The sequence below is a fragment of the Ruegeria sp. ABV4_181 genome, assembly GCF_056158465.1.
This window is the reverse complement of the sequence record NZ_JBSWTI010000002.1, coordinates 1,702,373-1,719,550: the sequence shown is the minus strand read 5'-3', so window position 1 is coordinate 1,719,550 and position 17,178 is coordinate 1,702,373. Positions and strand designations below refer to the sequence as shown.

13 protein-coding genes and 1 tRNA gene are annotated in these 17,178 nt (G+C 60.4%); 6 read left to right on the top strand and 8 right to left on the bottom strand.

Annotated features, from left to right (window positions below; genetic code table 11):
* The first annotated feature begins 1 nt into the window (after position 1).
* The 6 genes from ACXAC3_RS08480 (at position 2) to ACXAC3_RS08455 (ending at position 8,100) form a co-directional block, all read left to right on the top strand.
* Positions 2-1,996 (top strand): CocE/NonD family hydrolase, encoded by a 1,995-nt coding sequence (locus tag ACXAC3_RS08480; RefSeq protein ID WP_475158721.1) that lies wholly within the window; start codon positions 2-4, stop codon positions 1,994-1,996.
* A gap of 124 nt (positions 1,997-2,120) precedes the next feature.
* The gene (locus ACXAC3_RS08475) at positions 2,121-3,707 is read left to right on the top strand and encodes an ABC transporter substrate-binding protein (RefSeq protein ID WP_475158719.1); all 1,587 of its coding nucleotides are present in this window, start codon (positions 2,121-2,123) and stop codon (positions 3,705-3,707) included.
* A gap of 1 nt (position 3,708) precedes the next feature.
* The gene (locus ACXAC3_RS08470) at positions 3,709-4,665 is read left to right on the top strand and encodes an ABC transporter permease (protein WP_475158716.1); all 957 of its coding nucleotides are present in this window, start codon (positions 3,709-3,711) and stop codon (positions 4,663-4,665) included.
* On the top strand, positions 4,662-5,477 hold the full coding sequence (locus ACXAC3_RS08465) for an ABC transporter permease (protein WP_475158713.1): 816 nt from the start codon (positions 4,662-4,664) through the stop codon (positions 5,475-5,477). Before ACXAC3_RS08470 ends, ACXAC3_RS08465 begins: the two co-directional genes overlap by 4 nt.
* Positions 5,474-7,111 (top strand): ABC transporter ATP-binding protein, encoded by a 1,638-nt coding sequence (locus ACXAC3_RS08460; protein ID WP_475158710.1) that lies wholly within the window; start codon positions 5,474-5,476, stop codon positions 7,109-7,111. The genes ACXAC3_RS08465 and ACXAC3_RS08460 overlap by 4 nt, the downstream gene beginning before the upstream one ends.
* A gap of 152 nt (positions 7,112-7,263) precedes the next feature.
* Positions 7,264-8,100 (top strand): alkaline phosphatase family protein, encoded by an 837-nt coding sequence (locus ACXAC3_RS08455; RefSeq protein WP_475158707.1) that lies wholly within the window; start codon positions 7,264-7,266, stop codon positions 8,098-8,100.
* A gap of 4 nt (positions 8,101-8,104) precedes the next feature.
* Here ACXAC3_RS08455 and ACXAC3_RS08450 read toward each other — a convergent pair whose 3' ends face one another.
* The 8 genes from ACXAC3_RS08450 to ACXAC3_RS08415 all read right to left on the bottom strand — a co-directional run bounded on the left by ACXAC3_RS08450 (position 8,105) and on the right by ACXAC3_RS08415 (position 17,037).
* Complete coding sequence (locus ACXAC3_RS08450) at positions 8,105-9,028, bottom strand: alpha/beta hydrolase (protein WP_475158705.1); 924 nt, start codon at positions 9,026-9,028, stop codon at positions 8,105-8,107.
* 12 nt (positions 9,029-9,040) lie between these two features.
* Positions 9,041-10,930 carry an acyl-CoA synthetase gene (locus tag ACXAC3_RS08445; protein WP_475158702.1) on the bottom strand — a complete coding sequence of 630 codons (1,890 nt, stop codon included), beginning with the start codon at positions 10,928-10,930 and terminating at the stop codon, positions 9,041-9,043.
* Positions 10,931-11,087: 157 nt separating this feature from the next.
* Positions 11,088-12,908, bottom strand: a complete 1,821-nt coding sequence (locus ACXAC3_RS08440) for an ABC transporter transmembrane domain-containing protein (protein ID WP_475158701.1) — start codon at positions 12,906-12,908, stop codon at positions 11,088-11,090.
* A 128-nt stretch (positions 12,909-13,036) separates the two neighbouring features.
* Positions 13,037-13,111: transfer RNA gene (locus tag ACXAC3_RS08435), tRNA-Gly, on the bottom strand.
* A gap of 139 nt (positions 13,112-13,250) precedes the next feature.
* Complete coding sequence (gene nagA, locus ACXAC3_RS08430; protein ID WP_475158700.1) at positions 13,251-14,381, bottom strand: N-acetylglucosamine-6-phosphate deacetylase; 1,131 nt, start codon at positions 14,379-14,381, stop codon at positions 13,251-13,253.
* The gene (locus tag ACXAC3_RS08425; RefSeq protein WP_475158699.1) at positions 14,378-15,406 is read right to left on the bottom strand and encodes an SIS domain-containing protein; all 1,029 of its coding nucleotides are present in this window, start codon (positions 15,404-15,406) and stop codon (positions 14,378-14,380) included. The genes nagA and ACXAC3_RS08425 overlap by 4 nt, the downstream gene beginning before the upstream one ends.
* Positions 15,407-15,425: 19 nt before the next feature.
* Complete coding sequence (locus ACXAC3_RS08420; protein WP_475158698.1) at positions 15,426-16,175, bottom strand: GntR family transcriptional regulator; 750 nt, start codon at positions 16,173-16,175, stop codon at positions 15,426-15,428.
* A complete protein-coding gene (locus ACXAC3_RS08415; protein ID WP_475158697.1) occupies positions 16,162-17,037 on the bottom strand; it encodes a glucosamine kinase nucleotide-binding domain-containing protein in 876 nt (291 codons plus the stop codon). Before ACXAC3_RS08415 ends, ACXAC3_RS08420 begins: the two co-directional genes overlap by 14 nt.
* Between the last annotated feature and the right edge of the window lie 141 nt (positions 17,038-17,178).

Sequence of the window (17,178 nt, the reverse complement as noted above, 5' to 3'; positions counted from 1 at the left end):
CATGACGCAACCCGCCAACGTGCTGAGAGATATCGAAGACCTTCCCGACGTTGGTATTGAAATGCCCGATGGGTGTCGTCTGTCCGCGCGCGTCTGGCGTCCAACAGATGCGGACCGGAACCCTGTCCCCGCCATTCTGGAGTTTCTGCCCTATCGCAAGCGCGATGGCACAGCGACGCGGGATGCCCTGACCCACCCATGGTTTGCCAGGCGCGGCTATGCCTGCATCCGTGTGGACATGCGCGGAAACGGCGACAGCGAAGGGTTGATGGAGGATGAATACACCCGGCAGGAACTGGATGACGCAGTGGCGACCATACACTGGCTGTCGCAACAGGTCTGGTGCACCGGCAAGGTCGGAATGATGGGGATCAGCTGGGGCGGGTTCAACGCGCTTCAGGTTGCCGCGCTTCAACCAGAGCCGCTGAAGGCCATTATCACCCTGTGCTCGACCGCCGACCGGTTTGCGGATGACATCCACTACAAGGGCGGCTGCCTGCTGAACGAGAATCTGGGCTGGGGCGCGACCATGTGGTCCTATTCCTCGCGCGCGCCGGACCCGGCATTGCGCGCGAATTGGCGCGCTTTGTGGCTGGAGCGGCTGGAACGACAGCCCTTTCTGCCCTCGGTCTGGCTGCGCCACCAAAGGCGGGACGATTACTGGCAGCACGGGTCTGTGTGCGAGGATTTCGGCGCGATTCGGGCGGCCACACTGGCCATCGGCGGCTGGGGCGATGCGTATAAAAATACCGTGCCGCTGTTGGTTGAAAAGCTGACCGCGCCGGTCAAAGGGATCGTTGGTCCCTGGGTTCACAAATATCCTCATTTCGCGGTACCCGAACCCCGGATCGGTTTCCTGCAAGAGGCGCTGCGCTGGTGGGACCGCTGGCTGAGGGATCAGGACACCGGCGTCGAAAGCGATCCGGATTATCGCGCCTATCTGATGGATGGTGTGCGCCCTCATCGATGGTATAGCAACAGGCCCGGTCACTGGATCGCTGAATGTAAAGGCGCCACGTCGCATTTGCCCGGTGTGAACCTACACCTGACAGATAAGGGACTGGGGCAAGATGGCCCGCTGGACCGCAAGGTGCGTTCGCCGCACACCTGCGGCATAGATGGCGGTGAGTATTGCGCCATCTGGCTGGGTCCTGACATGCCGGGCGATCAGCGTGCCGATGACGCCTTGTCCGCGTGTTTCGACAGCGCGCCGCTGACCGAAGATCTGAACATTGTCGGAGCGCCCCGCATTCGCTTGCGCCTCAGTGCCGACCAATCACAGGCGCAGATTGCCGTCCGGCTGAATCATGTCCACCCGGACGGGGCGTCAACGCGCATCACCTACGGCGTTCTGAACCTGACCCATCGTGACAACCGTGCCTACCCAAAGCCGTTGAAGCCAGGCACGCCATATGAGGTTGCGCTGGATCTGGATCACATCGCCTATCGCGTGCCCCGCGGGCACCATTTGCGCGTCGCGGTCTCCAGCGCTTACTGGCCGCTGATCTGGCCTTCGCCGGAAGCCACCGAACTGCATCTGACGCGCGGCGACATTACAATCCCGAACCGGGTGGCCGCTGAGACCGATGAATGGATTTTTCCACCAGCAGAGACGGACAGCCCACGCAAAGTCACGACCTTGCGCGAGGCCAGAAATTCCAGGCGCGTGGAAACCGATATGAACTCGGGCGAAACGCGCCTGATCATCGAGGATGACTTCGGTCTGGTCACCGACGACCACCATGGGCTGACACATGGCGGCACCGCGTACGAACGCTGGTCCATTCATCCGGACGATCCGCTGACTGCCCGTGGTTTTTGCCACTGGACGCAGGAGATGAGTCGGGACGGGATTGACCTTCGGACCGAGACGTCTTGCGAAATGTGGTGCGACCGAGAGACCTTTTTCCTCAGCGCAAAAATAAAAGCCTTTCAGGGCGAAACCTTGGTATTCTCCAAGGAAACGGAGGACTCGGTACCCCGCGATCAGATGTGAATTCACGACGCCCAAATGTATGGCGAATAAAACTTGCCCAGGGGGCAAAAATCGGCCTACTTTGACTTATGCGTCAATAAAAAGCCCGTAAAGGGCGACAATCCAATCAACTGGGAGATTTTGGATGAACGATCAACTCACTCACATGGCCAGACAGGTCACCGCCGGCAAGCTGACCCGCCGTGAATTCATGGGGAAGGCCGCGGCGCTGGGTGTGTCTGCGGCGATGGCAAGCACCCTGTTCGCTGATGCGGCACGTGCGGCCGGTCCGGTCAAAGGCGGAACCATCCGTGCCGGGATTCAGGGCGGCAGCTCGACCGACAGCCTTGATCCCGCGACCACGACCAACACCACTGGCACCATGATCAACCGCCTTTGGGGTGAATTGCTGATGGCGCTGGCTCCGCATGGCGGGCTGGAGCCGAAAGTAGCCGAAAGCGTCGAGGCCTCGGCAGATGCCAAGACCTGGACGTTCAAGATCCGCGAAGGCATGACCTTCTCGAACGGCAAAAGCGTCACCGCCGAGGATGTGCTGGCCACGATCGACCGTCATTCGAACGACGAAACCAAGTCCGGCGCGCTGGGACTGTTGCGCGGCATTTCGGGAATGCGGGCCGAGGGCGACAAATTCGTCGTCGAACTGGATTCGCCGAACGCCGACCTGCCCTATCTGCTGACCGATTATCACCTGATGATCCAGCCCAACGGTGGCAAGGACGACCCGACAGCGGCCATCGGCACAGGCCCGTATGTGCTGAAAGAAGTCGATATGGGCGTGCGTTTTGTCGCCGAAAAGAACCCCAACTACTGGGATCCGAACCTCGGCCATGCGGAAACGATCGAGGTTGTCGTCATCAACGACAACACCGCGCGCGTAGCCGCGTTGCAGTCGGGTCAGGTCGACATGATCGACCGGGTGCCGCCCAGAACCGCTGATCTGGTCAGCCGCGCGCCGGGCATCAATGTGCATTCGACAGCCGGACCGGGCCATTATGTGTTCATCATGCATTGCAACACGGCACCGTTCGACAACAACGAACTGCGTCTGGCACTGAAATACGCCATCAACCGTCAGGAATTGGTCGACAAGATCCTGTTCGGCTACGGCTCGCTTGGCAATGACATCCCGATCAACGCGTCCTACCCGCTGTTCACGCCGCTTGAGCAGCGTGAATACGATCTGGACAAAGCCAAGTTCCACTATGAGAAATCCGGTCACAGCGGCCCGATCACGCTGCGCACATCGGACAACTCGTTCCCCGGCGCGCCGGATGCTGCGGCACTGTTCCAGCAATCCGCGGCCGCAGCCGGCATCACGCTGGATATCAAGCGTGAACCGAATGACGGTTACTGGTCCGAAGTCTGGAACGTTCAGCCCTTCTGCACCAGCTACTGGAGCGGCCGTCCGGTTCAGGATCAGATGTATTCGACGGCTTATCTGTCCTCGGCGGACTGGAACGACACCCGCTTCTTCAACGATAACTTCGATCAGTTGGTGGTTGATGCGCGTGGCGAGCTGGACGATGCCAAGCGGACGCAGATGTACGCCGATATGGGCGCGCTCGTCCACGGTGAAGGCGGCCTGATCTGCCCGATGTTCAATGATTTCATCGGCGCGACGTCGGACCGGATCACCGGCTGGGTCGACGATCACAAGGGCTTTGACCTGATGGATCTCTACGCACCGTCGAAGATGTGGGTGGCCGGCTGATATGTCGCCGCTTGTAAAACTACTGGCCCAGCGCATCGCGCTGGGTCTGCTGCTGCTGTTTTTCGTCTCCATTCTCATCTTTGTCGGCACGATCATCCTGCCCGGAGATGTGGCCCAATCCATCCTGGGACAATCGGCAACCCCCGAGGCGCTGGCCAACATGCGAGATGAGCTGGGGCTGAACGACCCGCCGGTTCAACGCTATTTCAGTTGGCTGGGCGGAGTATTGCAGGGTGACCTGGGCACCGCGCTGACCAGTGGCAAAAGCATCACCGAAAGCATCGGCGACCGCCTCGGTAACACGCTGTTCCTGGCGTTCTGGGCCGCGGTCATCTCGGTTCCGCTGGCGATTTTGCTGGGCCTGCTGGCAGTGCGCTACCGCGACCGCTGGCCCGACAAGCTGATTTCGGCCGTGACACTGGCGTCGATTTCGGTGCCCGAGTTTCTGATCGGTTACCTGCTGATGTATTTCATCGCGGTCAAGCTGCGCTGGTTCCCGTCGGTTGCGATGATCAATGACAGTATGTCGCTCGGTCAGAAGCTGAGCGCGATTGCCCTGCCCATCACGGTGCTGACGCTGGTTGTGCTGGCACATATGATGCGCATGACGCGTGCCGCGATCCTGAACGTGATGCAATCGGCCTATGTCGAAACGGCCGAACTGAAAGGGCTGAGTACCTTCAAAGTCATTTATCGCCACGCCTTTCCCAACGCCATCGCCCCGATCGTGAATGTGGTCATGCTGAACCTCGCCTATCTGGTTGTGGGCGTGGTCGTGATCGAAGTGGTCTTTGTATACCCGGGTATGGGGCAGTACATGGTCGATCACGTCTCCAAACGGGACGTGCCGGTTGTGCAGGCCTGCGGATTGATCTTTGCCGCGGTCTATATCGGGCTGAACATGATTGCCGATATCGTCTCGATCGTGGCAAACCCAAGACTAAGGCACCCGAAATGAAGAACATTCCTATTTCTGCACTGATCGGGTTGATCCTTACCGCCCTCTACTTCCTGGCCGCCCTGCTGGCGCCGCTGATCGCACCTTACGGCATGGCCGAAGTGGTCGGCGGCGTGTGGGAGCCATCGTCGTCTCAGTTCCTGCTGGGCACGGACAATATCGGGCGCGATCTGCTAAGCCGTATGATCTACGGCGGCCGCACCACCATTTTCATCGCAACTGCCGCCACGATCCTCAGCTTCGTCACCGGCTCGGTGCTGGGCTTTTTCGCGGCCGTTGTCGGTGGCTGGGTGGATCAGACCCTGTCGCGTTTCGTTGACCTCATCATGTCGATCCCGACGCTGATTTTTGCGCTGGTTGTTCTGTCGGTTGTTCCGGTCAGCGTTACCATCCTTATCCTGGTCATGGGCTTTCTGGATGCCACCCGCGTTTACCGGCTGGCCCGGGCCGTGGCGGTGGACATTTCGGTCATGGACTATGTCGAGGCCGCGCGCCTGCGCGGGGAAAAGATCGCCTGGATCATCTTCCGGGAAATCCTGCCCAATGCGCTGTCGCCACTGGTTGCGGAAATGGGCCTGCGGTTCATCTTCATGGTTCTGTTCGTCTCGACACTGTCCTTCCTGGGGCTAGGCGTTCAGCCGCCGCAGGCCGACTGGGGCGGTATCGTGAAGGAAAACAAGGATGGCATCGTTTATGGCATCGGCGCGGCGCTCTACCCTGCTGTCGCCATCGCGACGCTGGCAATCTCGGTCAACCTGGTGGCTGACTGGATCCTGAACCGTACCACATCGCTGAAAGGAGGTCGGGGATGAGTGATACCCTTCTCAAGGTCCGCGACCTCAAAATCGGCGCGACCGTGTATCCGCCGGGTGAGAAACCCCATGACATCGAAATCGTGCACGGGGTCAGCTTTGACCTCGAACGCGGCAAGGTGCTGGGGCTGATCGGTGAATCCGGTGCCGGCAAGTCCACGATTGGTCTGGCCTCTATGGCTTACGGCCGTGGCGGTGTGAAGATCACCGGGGGCGAGGTCTGGGTCAACGGGCGCGACATTCTGAAGGCGTCCCATGGCGACATTCGCAAGCTGCGCGGCGGTGAGGTCACTTATGTCTCGCAATCTGCTGCCGCGTCATTCAACCCGGCAAAGAAGATCATGGATCAGGTGGTCGAGGCGGCCGTCGAGCAAAAGAAGTTCAGCCGTAAAGTGGCCGAAGGCCGCGCGCGGGAGTTGTTCGCCAAGCTGGGTCTGCCCGATCCGGACAATATCGGCGACCGCTATCCGCACCAGGTGTCTGGCGGTCAGCTACAGCGCTGCATGACGGCGCTGGCCCTGTGCCCCGAGCCCGATCTGGTGGTATTCGACGAACCCACGACGGCGCTGGACGTGACGACGCAGATCGACGTTCTGATGGCGATCAAAGAGGCCATTGCCGATACCGGCGTTGCCGCGCTCTACATCACCCACGACCTCGCCGTCGTCGCGCAGGTAAGTGATGACATCATGGTGTTGCGAATGGGCAATACGGTCGAATACGGCCATACCGACCAGATCATCAACGATCCGCAAGAGGACTATACCAAGGCGCTGGTCTCGGTCCGTTCGATCGAACATGAAGAGAAGAAGCCCACGCCTGAGGCGGTGCTGAGCGTTGACGGGATCACCGCGCGCTACAAGGGGCTGAACTTCGACGTGCTGCACAACGTCAATGTGGAACTGCACCCGGGGCAGACGCTGGCGGTTGTGGGCGAATCCGGCTCGGGTAAATCGACGCTGGCGCGGGTGATCACCGGCCTGCTGCCGCCCCGCGACGGTGAGATCACCTTTGCCGGGCGCAAGCTGTCGCGCGATCTGGCGGGGCGCAGCCGGGAAGACCTGCGCGAGTTGCAGATGATCTATCAGATGGCCGACGTGGCGATGAACCCGCGGCAGACCGTCGGTACGATCATCGGCCGGCCACTGGAGTTCTACTTCAACATGCGCGGTTCCGAAAAGCGCAAGCGGATCGTCGAATTGCTGGATGAGATCGAGCTGGGCGAGAAATTCATCGACCGCTATCCCGCGGAACTGTCCGGTGGGCAGAAACAGCGTGTCTGCATCGCCCGGTCGCTGGCAGCAAAGCCCAAGATGATCATCTGTGATGAGGTGACCTCGGCGCTCGACCCGTTGGTGGCGGATGGCATCCTCAAGCTGCTGCTGGACCTGCAGAAGATCGAGGATGTGGCCTATCTGTTCATCACCCACGATCTGGCGACGGTGCGCGCCATCAGCGACAGCATTGCGGTGATGTATCAGGGGCGCGTCGTGCGCTATGGCTCCAAGAGCGAGGTTCTGAGCCCGCCGTTCGACGACTATACCGACCTGCTGCTCAGTTCCGTGCCCGAGATGCATCTGGGCTGGCTGGAAGAGGTTGTCGCCCACCGCAAGATGGAAAGCGCCGGGAACTGATCCCGGCCTTTTCCGTGACAATTCGGTGAAGATTTTAAATCCCGGCATCCTGTCCGACGACAGGTGTCGGGATTTTGCCATTGAGGGCGCGAACAGGCAGCCCCGGTCGGGCGAATCCCCTAGGGTCGCCCTAAGAAGAAAAGGGGCGGCACATGGATCGCAAACTACTCCTCATCATTCTGGACGGGGTTCCCTGGCGCAATTTTCGCCGCCTGTTCGGCAATCTGGAAGGCTGGGTCGACAGCGGTGAGGCGCGAGTGTGGAAGCTGCGCGCCGTTCTTCCGTCAACCTCGGCCAGTTGCTATGCCTCGATCCATACCGGCGTCACACCGCAGGAGCATGGCTGTACCGGAAATGGAAATGTGTTCCGCCTTGGCCACAAGGATGTCTTCAGCCAGGTGCGTGAAGGGGGTGGTGTGACCGGGGCGGTGACCCATAGCTATTGGTCGCAGTTCTTCAATCGCCATCCCTTCGACTACGTTCGGGATGTCGAATATGACGAGCCGGACAGCAGGTCCATCAATCATGGCCGATTCCACACCATGACCGGATATGGCAAGGCCAATCAGATGACGCCCTGCGATGTGGACCTGTTCGCCACGCTCACCAATCTGTGCCTGCGCTTTGGGCTGGATTACGGAATCCTGCACAGCTGCACACTGGACAGCATGGGCCATCGGTTCTTTCATGATTGCGAGGAAATGGACCACGCCTGTTTTGTCGCCGACGAGATGCTGGCCCCGTTCATCCCCCGATGGCGGCAATTGGGATATGAGATCATCGTGACCGCCGATCACGGGCAGGATGAACGCGGCCATCACGGCGGACGTGGCGCGCTTCAGCAGGAAACTGCGCTGTATTATTTTGGCGATGCCGAAGGCCCCGAGGCCGACACGGTGATTGATCAGCTACAGCTTGCGCCTACCATCCTTAACCGGATGGGCGCGCCTGTTGCCGAGACGATGAAAGCCGCGCCGTTTCTGAAATGACAATTCAGTCGTAGGGCCAGATCTGCTGGCCCAGCGCCTCAATGGCGACGGAAATCCGCTCGAAACTGTTGGCGGCGCGCTTCACGCTGTTTCGCGCGCGCAGATATCCATGCACAAGGCCGGGTTCGTTCACCCAATGCGCCTGCCCGCCTGCAGCGGTGATCCGGTCGCAATAGGCAGCCCCGTCATCCCGCAGCGGGTCACAATCCGCGGTCACGACAACCGTGGGCGGCAGGGCTGTGAATTCGGTGTCATTTAAGGGCGCGAATGTCGGGTCTTCGGCGGGTACCTCGCCGCTACAGCGCACCTTTTCGAAATAAAGAACCTCGTCTCGCGTCAAAAGCGGTGCGTGGGCATGTTCGATATACGATCCCTTCGAAGTATCACCGCCCAACTCGGGATAGATGAGAACCTGCGCCATGATGCTCTCAAGCCGTCCCCGCCCGTAATGGGCAACGGCGGCCGCAAGATTGCCACCCGCGCTGTCGCCTGCCAGAATCATCGGGTCGCCAAATTCCCGAAAGACCCAATTCGTAGCAGTCCAGCAATCCTGAAACTGGGCCGGGTGCAGATGTTCGGGACACAGGCGATAGTCCACGGCGACAACCCGATATCCGGTCTGCGCACAAATCTCGGCGCAAACGTCATCGTGGCTGTCCAGCCCGCCAACGACAAAACCGCCGCCATGAAAATAGACGACGGTTCGCGTGGGATCTCCGGCGGTGTAAACCCGGACAGGCACGCCATCGGCGGACCTGTCCTGCGTTTCGACGCCATCGGGCCGAGGTTGGCGAAAGTCCCGACACATGGCGTCATAGACGCGGCGTTGATCGTCGATCGACATTTTCACCGCGTCTTCGGGATAGCTTTCAGCCGTTCGTCTTATGAACGCCCAGGTTTCCTCATCGATCAGACGTTCATAATCCATGTATCCTCCCGGTCAGGCAGCCCACTCCCATGGCCGGGTGAACGATCCCAGCACCTTGCTGACATCGTCGTCCGAGGAACCGTTCGCGTCAAGCTGCGCAACGAGACCGCGTTTTTTGTCGTCGATTACCGAGACCACGCGCGCTTCGACGCCTGCCTTTTCCAGCGCACCGTTATAGATGCGGGTGATCGCCTGTTTGCGCAGCTCCGGTTTGAAGACCTTTCCGACAGCGGTCTTGGGAAGCTCGTCCAGAATGGTCATGTGCTTGGGTTGCGCGGCCCGTTCGTGAACGTGCACGTCGCAGTAATCCATCAGCTCTTTTTCGGTGACCGTGGCGCCGTCGACCAGTTCGACGAAAGCGCAGGGCACCTCGCCCGCATATGCGTCCGGCTGGCCGATGGCGCCGGCAAAGGCAACCGCATCGTGACCCAACAGGGCTTCTTCGATTTCGGCGGGATCAATGTTGTGGCCGCCGCGAATGATCAGATCCTTGGCGCGCCCGGTGATCCACAGGTAACCATCCTCGTCAAACCGGCCCAAATCGCCCGTGCGCAGGTATTTGTCGAAGTGATAAAGGTCTACGTTCTTGTCGGCCTCGGTATAGGTGTTGCCTGCATAGACACCGGGGTTCGAGATGCAGATTTCACCGATCTCGTCAGACCCGCATTCTTTCGGGCCGTCCGGACCGTTTTGCAGGATTTTCACGTCCGTGTAGGGGAAAGGGATGCCGATCGAGCCGATCTTCTTTTCCCCATCCACCGGGTTACAGGACACAAGGCAGGTGGCTTCGGTCAGGCCATAGCCTTCGACGATGGTCACGCCGGTGGCCTCTTCGAACCGGCGGAACAGCTCTACCGGCAGCGGCGCCGAGCCTGAAAAGGCCGTTTTGACGCTGGAGATATCCGCATCCACCGGGCGCTGCATCTTGGCGGCGATGGCCGTGGGGACGGTGATGATGAAACTCACCTTCCAGCGCTCGATCAGTTTCCAGAAATTGTCGAACACACCATCGCCGCGATACCCCTGCGGCGTCGGGAAGACCACATGCGCGCCCGAAGACACGGCGGCCATCATGATCACATGCACGGCAAAGACGTGGAACATCGGCAGCGGGCACATGATCACGTCTTCTTCCGAGAACAGCAGGGTATGACCCAGCCAGCCGTTATAAACCAGACCGGAGTATTTGTGCTGCGCAACCTTGGGCATGCCCGTGGTTCCGCCCGTGTGGAAGTAGCAGGCTACGCGGTCTTCCTTGCTGTCTTCGAAAGTCAGCGTGGTGGGCTGTTTCGCCAGTTCCTGATTGAAGTTCTTGTAATCCGCGTGGGCCAGATGTTCCTTGTCGCCCATCTTCGGGCGCAGGAAGGGCACCAGCCAGGACTTTGGCGGCGTCAGGTATCGGTTGAGGTCGATTTCGAGAATGGTGTTAACCTTAGGCGCGTGGCGCACGGCCTCTTCGACCTTTTGGGCGACGTCGGTTTTGGGGAACGACTTGAGCGTCACCACAACCTTGGCCCCGGTTTCCCGCAGGATGGCCGCGATCTGCTCGGGTTCCAGCAGCGGGTTGATCGGGTTGACGATCCCGGCAACAGCCCCGCCCATCATGGTGACCAGGGTTTCGTTACAGTTGGGCAGCACATAGGCAACCACGTCTTTTTCACCGACGCCCAGAGACCGGAACAGGTTGGCGGCCTGATTGACCTTGCCCAGCAGTTCCGACCAGGTCAGTGTCTCGGCCTTGTCGGTCGGGCCGGAAAAAAGCTGAAAGCTGACTGCATTGCTGTTCGGATATTTGCCTGCCGTCCGTGACAGCAACTGGTGGAAGGTCACCGGAACGTCGCGGTCCTCCCACGGCATTTCCTGCTCCATTCTCGCCTTGTCTTCCAATCCCACAAACGCCATGTGGTTCCTCCCTTATCTGTCCCGTGTCCAGCACAGGTTTAGTGTCCATCGACAAAATGGAAGCAAAACCGCGCATGATCAAGAATGCGCTTAGCGGCGATGCCCGTTCAGGTGTAGAATGACGCTACGGAGCGGGTTAAATTGCCCCCACGTCACATCATTCGGCGGCCAGACCGTCGGTGAACTGCAGCCGGGCCAGACGGGCATACAACCCGTCCTGCGCCACCAGATCGTCATGGGTGCCCTGCGCCATGATTTGGCCGGCCTCCATCACCACGATCCTGTCGGCCTTTTTCACCGTTGCCAGCCTGTGCGCCACGATCAGGGTCGTGCGACCGGCGCGCATCTTGTCCACGGCCCCCTGCACCGCACGTTCGCTTTCGGCATCAAGGGCCGAGGTGGCTTCGTCCAGCAACAGCACCGGCGCGTCTCGCAGGATCGCGCGGGCGATGGCAATGCGTTGCTTCTGCCCTCCCGACAGCATCACGCCCCGTTCCCCGACAAAGCTGTCATACCCTTCAGGAAGGGCCGAAATGAATGTATGCGCCGCAGCGGCACGGGCGGCGGCCTCAACCTCGTCGTCGGTGGCATCCAATCGGCCAAAACGTATATTCTCGCGCGCAGATGCCGCGAAGATGACCGGGTCCTGCGGCACCAGAGCCATATGGTGCCGGAAATCGGCGCGATCGAGGTCCTTGAGATTGACCCCGTCCAGGCTGACCCGTCCGGAATCCGGATCATAAAAACGCTGGATCATCTGGATCACGGTTGTCTTGCCCGCACCTGACGGGCCGACAAAAGCCACCGTCTCACCCGGTTTGACCTGAAGGCTCAGGTGGTCCAGCGCCACGACATCAGGGCGCGAAGGATAGCGGAAAGTCACGTCATCGAACCGGATCTCGCCGCGCACATCAGCGGGCAATGCGCTGGCCTTTGCCGGGTCATTCACGGTGTCCTGTGCATTCAGCAATTCGACCAGACGTTCGGTCGCGCCCGCGGCACGCTGCAGCTCGCTCCAGATTTCCGAAAGGGCAGCGACGGAACCCGCCATGATGACCGAATAGATCACGAACTGGATCAGAACGCCTTCGGTCATCACCCCGTTGCGCACATCATTCGCGCCCATCCACAGAACGCCGACGATGCCCGAGAACACCAGAAAAATCACGATCACGGTCAGAACCGCGCGGGTTTTGATCCGGCGCAGAGACACGACATAAGATGTCTCGGTCATGTCGCCAAACTGCTTGCGGCTGGCCTGTTCATGCGTGAATGCCTGCACCGTCTGAACGGCACCAAGCGCCTCGCCCGCATTACCGGATGAGGCCGCAATCCAGTCCTGGTTTTCACGGCTGATGACGCGCAGGCGGCGGCCCAGCACCAGGATCGGCACCACGACCAGCGGGATCAGCAACAACACCATGCCAGTCAGCTTGGCCGAGGTCAGCAACATCAGCACCAGCCCGCCAATGAACATCAACAGGTTGCGCAGCGCGATGGACACCGAAGACCCCAGAACCGACTGAATCAGGGTGGTGTCCGTGGTAATCCGGCTGAGCACTTCGCCCGTCATGATCCGTTCGTAGAATTCGGGGCTCATCCCTATGACGCGGTCGAACACGGCCTTGCGGATATCGGCCACGACACGCTCGCCCAACCGGGTGACCAGCGCATAGCGAATGCCGGTTCCCATCGCCAGAATCGCCGCGATGCCCAGCGCCGCCAGAAAATACCAATCCAGCAACTCGCCGTCTTCGATGCGGAAATTGTCGACCACGCGGCGCACTGCTAGCGGCAAGGTCAGCGTCATGCTGGCCGTCAGCACCAGCGCCAACGTCGCGCCGATCATCAGCATCCGGTAGGGCCGCATGAACGGCCACAGCGAGGACAGAACGCCAATCTTCTTCGATCCGGCGCGTTCTTCGCTGGCACCCGGCGCGGGTTTGTCTGCTGGACGTGCTGAAGCGGATCTTGCCATGGCCGGCCCTTAATTCGTATTCGCGACTGAGTGACCGCTTCTTGGCTGCACTACGTCACGGGGTCAAGCAAAGTCACGCAAATTGCAGACCCTGCAGGGCCATTTGACGCAGAATTTGTGGGCTGATCTGGAGCGGGCGGCGGGAATCGAACCCGCTTCATCAGCTTGGAAGGCTGAGGTAATAGCCAGTATACGACGCCCGCTCAGCGGAGGTCGGTTTAAGCGATGCGTCAGGTATCGTCAAGCGCCGTTCGGACCACGAAACCGAAATTTGCCTCCACTCGGTTGTGCCATGCACAACAGGCGATGCGGACCAACGATCATGGCCTCAGCCAGGACAGATCATCGCGCCAGCCAGGAACACGATTTCAGGTCCGCCGACACCCGGATCATCGATTCGTACCGCTGAAGTTGCGCCTCCGGCAGACCAATGAGCTGCGCCGGATAAGTCGTCGCGGCGGCAAGGGCATCCTGCAATGGCACACCGACCCGATTGACCAGATTGCGGATAGCCGTGGTCAGATCAAGATCCGCACCGGCCAGTGTTCCGTCCTCAAGGGTCAGCCGCCCGTCGGTTCGGGTAATCCGTCGGCCTTCCAGTCGGAATTCGGTCTGATCCGTACCAGCAACGGCCATGGCATCGCTGACAAGAAAGACCTGACCGGGTGCATTCTTGGCGGCCCAGGCCGCCCGGATAACTTCGGGATGTACGTGGATACCGTCAGCGATCAAGCCCGCGGACAGCCCGCCATTGGCAAGTGCGGCCCCGACCAACCCGGGTTCGCGGTTTTCCAACTGACTCATGGCGTTGAACAGATGTGTCACGCAGCGGGCACCAGCCTCGGCATATCGTTGGCACGTTGCAAAATCCGCGTCGCTGTGGCCCAGAGATACCAGAATTCCGGCCCTGGACATTGCGCTGACCTGCTGATCCGAAACGGCCTCGGGCGCGATGGTGACCTTGAGACTGGGCAAGTTGCCCGCCGCGTCGATCAGCATGGAAAGGTCGCCGTCATCCATCGGGCGGATCAGTGCGGCGTCGTGCGCGCCCTTGCGGGCGACGGACAGATGCGGCCCTTCCAGATGCAGACCCGCGACGCCCGGCACGCCCTCCTGAATGGCCGCGATCGCCGCTTGAATCGCCGCCTGAGTCTTCTCGGCGGTATCGGTGATCAGCGTTGGCAACAGGTTTGCCACGCCCAGCCGCCGATGCGCACACGCGATCCGTCTGATGGTTTCCACCGAAGGGTCATCGTTGAACATGACGCCGTCGCCGCCATTGACCTGCAGATCAACATAGCCCGGGCAGAGGATGTCGCCGTTCAGGTCAATGACCTGCCCGTCTTGCGACACATCACCCTCTGGCACAAGGGTCGCAGGCCCACCGGTCCGAAAAACGATTGCCTGGCCGGTCTGCAGTCGCGCGCCGTCAAACAGGGACCCGTTCCGAAAAGTTACCGAATCTGAGGTCATACCGTCTCTGTCACCTTCTTGAGATGCCGCGGCGTATCCGGGTCGATGCCGCGCGCGCCGGCCACGGCCTCGACCATACTGTAGAACGAGGTGATGGTGGCAATCGGATCGGTCAGCCAATGGTCGGTTCGGATGAATGGAAGGGTTTGCGCCTGCGTCACCTTGTCGGTCGCTGCAAAGACCGTTGCGCCCTTGCCGGCCAGCGCGTCGGCCGCTTCGGCCGTGGTCTGTTCCGCCGCATCGCCGGCGGCGAAGACGATGGTCGGAAATCCCTCTTCCACGATTGAAACCGGCCCGTGCAGCACCTCGGCCGCTGAATAGCTTTCGGCATGAATCTGACAAGTTTCCTTGATCTTCAACGCCGCTTCGTTGGACATCGCGTAGGACGGTCCGCGCCCAAGGGTGAACAGGGACCGGCCCGTTATCGTCTCGGCCGCCGCCGACCAGTCGCATTGCGCGGCCCGTTCCAGGACGCCCGGCAAGGTGCGTATGGCACCCGTTAGCTCGTCATCCTCGGTCAGCTCTGCCAAAAGCCACAATCCGGCCACCAGCGAAGTAACGAAGGTTTTTGTGGCAGCCACACTCAGTTCCAGACCGGCATGCAGGGGCAATACCGCGTCCGCCGCTTCGGCCAGACGCGAGTTTGTGTTGTTGGTAATTGCAACCGTGACCGCGCCGGAATTTCCAAGTGACCGCGTCATTCCCACGATATCCGGGCTCTGACCCGACTGAGACACTGACAGGCACAGCGCGCCTTTTGCCTTCAGGTCAACGCCGTAGATCGAGCTGACGGACGGACCAACCGAAGCCACCGGCAGGTTCAGCAGCAGCTCGCTGGCGTATTTCAGATAGCTGCAGGCGTGATCCGATGAACCCCGGGCCACCGAAATCAGAAACCGTGGATCGGCCTGACGGACCATCTGTGCGGCGCCCTGAATATTGGTCGCACCCTGGCTTAGCAATCTGTCAACGGCATCAGGGATTTCGAGGATCTCCTGACGCATTTTCGAAGTTTGTTCAGACATGAATTTCCGGCCTTTCCAGTTACAACCGCAATTCGGCGACAAAATCATAGGCATCGCCGCGATACAGGGACCGGGTCAGTTCCGCGACCCGCCCGTTCTTGAGGAATGAAACACGCTCGATGTTCAGCCCGGCGGCCCCTTCAGGCACCTCCAACAAGTCAGCCTCGCGCGCTGCCAGATTCAGGGCTGATATCTTTTGAACGGCGCGCACAGGGCGCCTGCCCAGCCCTTCGAGCACTTCGTAAAGCGACGTGGTCACTTCGATCGGATTGGGAAGGATATCCAGCGGCAGTGCGGCCCGTTCCAGCGCCAGCGGTCGGCCATCGGCCTCGCGCAGACGGTAGATGCGGGAAATTTGTTCGCCGTCAGACAGGCTCAGCGCCCTGATCTCTTCGGGTGTCGGGGCGAACACACCCCGTTCCAGCCATTTGGAGGTGGTCTGCATTCCCCGGCTTGCCATGTCTTCGGTGAACGAGGTCAGGTGCGTCAGCGATTGTTCGACCCGCGGCATACGCTCGCGAATGAATGAGCCGGACCCCTGACGCTGTTCAATGACACCTTCCTGAACCAGTTCCTGAATCGCCTTGCGCACTGTGACACGCGACAAATCGGTGATTTCCACCAGTTCACGCTCGGACGGCAGCGACGAGTTCGGGGCAAGCACGCCGGTATCGATCCCCTCCTGCAACCGCCGACGCAGCTGAACGTATCGCGGCCCGTTTTCCGGCGTCAGCCAGGCCTCGGCACGAAGGAAGTCAGTGATGCTCATGCCGGACCTCCCTTGCCAGTGCCAGTGCGCCGGTCAATGGCTCACCCAGGGCGGGACGAATGGCAGATTGCAAATTGGACGGCAGGTAATCCGCGTATTGATTCGCAATTCCGCCCGTCAGACAGATCGCCCCGTCAGGCCGCCAGCCCAGTTGTTTCGCGGTCTCGGTAATGTAATTCGCGCCCGCTTGCAGAACCTGAACGGCAACAGCGTCGCCCGATTTGGCCGCCGCCGTTACCATCGGAGCCAGCGATCCGAATCCCGCGGGTGTGGCCGCCCTGGCAAACCGTACGATGCCCGACGGGCCGTCAAAGTCTGCCAGCAGTTGCCGTGTCAGCGGAGACTCCGCCTGCGTTCCGTCAAATGTGCGCAGCGTTTCAGACAGGGCACGCCGCCCAACCCATTGCGCCGACGCCTCATCACCAAGGACCGATCCCCACCCCCCGGCAAAACGCATCTTGCCTTGGGCCTGAGCGGCCAGGAAAGATCCGGTCCCGCAATGTGCAATCAGACCGTCCTGCGTACCCAGCGCGCCGCGCACGGCAGCAGGCCGGTCGTCTTCTACCCGGGCCTGAACCAAGCCCAGCGAATCCCGCAAACGCCCGGCGATCTGGGCATCGGTCACACCCGCCAGCCCGACAAACGCTGGCCACCGGATCAAATCACGGATGTCAGCACCCAACAGGGCAGCCATCTTTCCAAACCCGGTTTTGATCTGCGCAAGCGCGCCCTCAAAATCTGTCGAAACATTGGCTGCACCGGTTTCAACACAATGCACCGATCCATCGACGTCACAGGCAACACGACATCGCGTTCCACCGCCGTCCACGGCCAATACTGCGCTGATCTGAGACTCAGTCATGACAATACCATTATAATACCTATTGAGCGAAGGGAAGCCTCATTTCCAGGCATTCACCCGTTTATCTGCTGAATTCCCACCGAATACCGTGAATTACGGGGAGAAAAAGAATTTAATGGACAAGTGGTATTAGATAGGTAT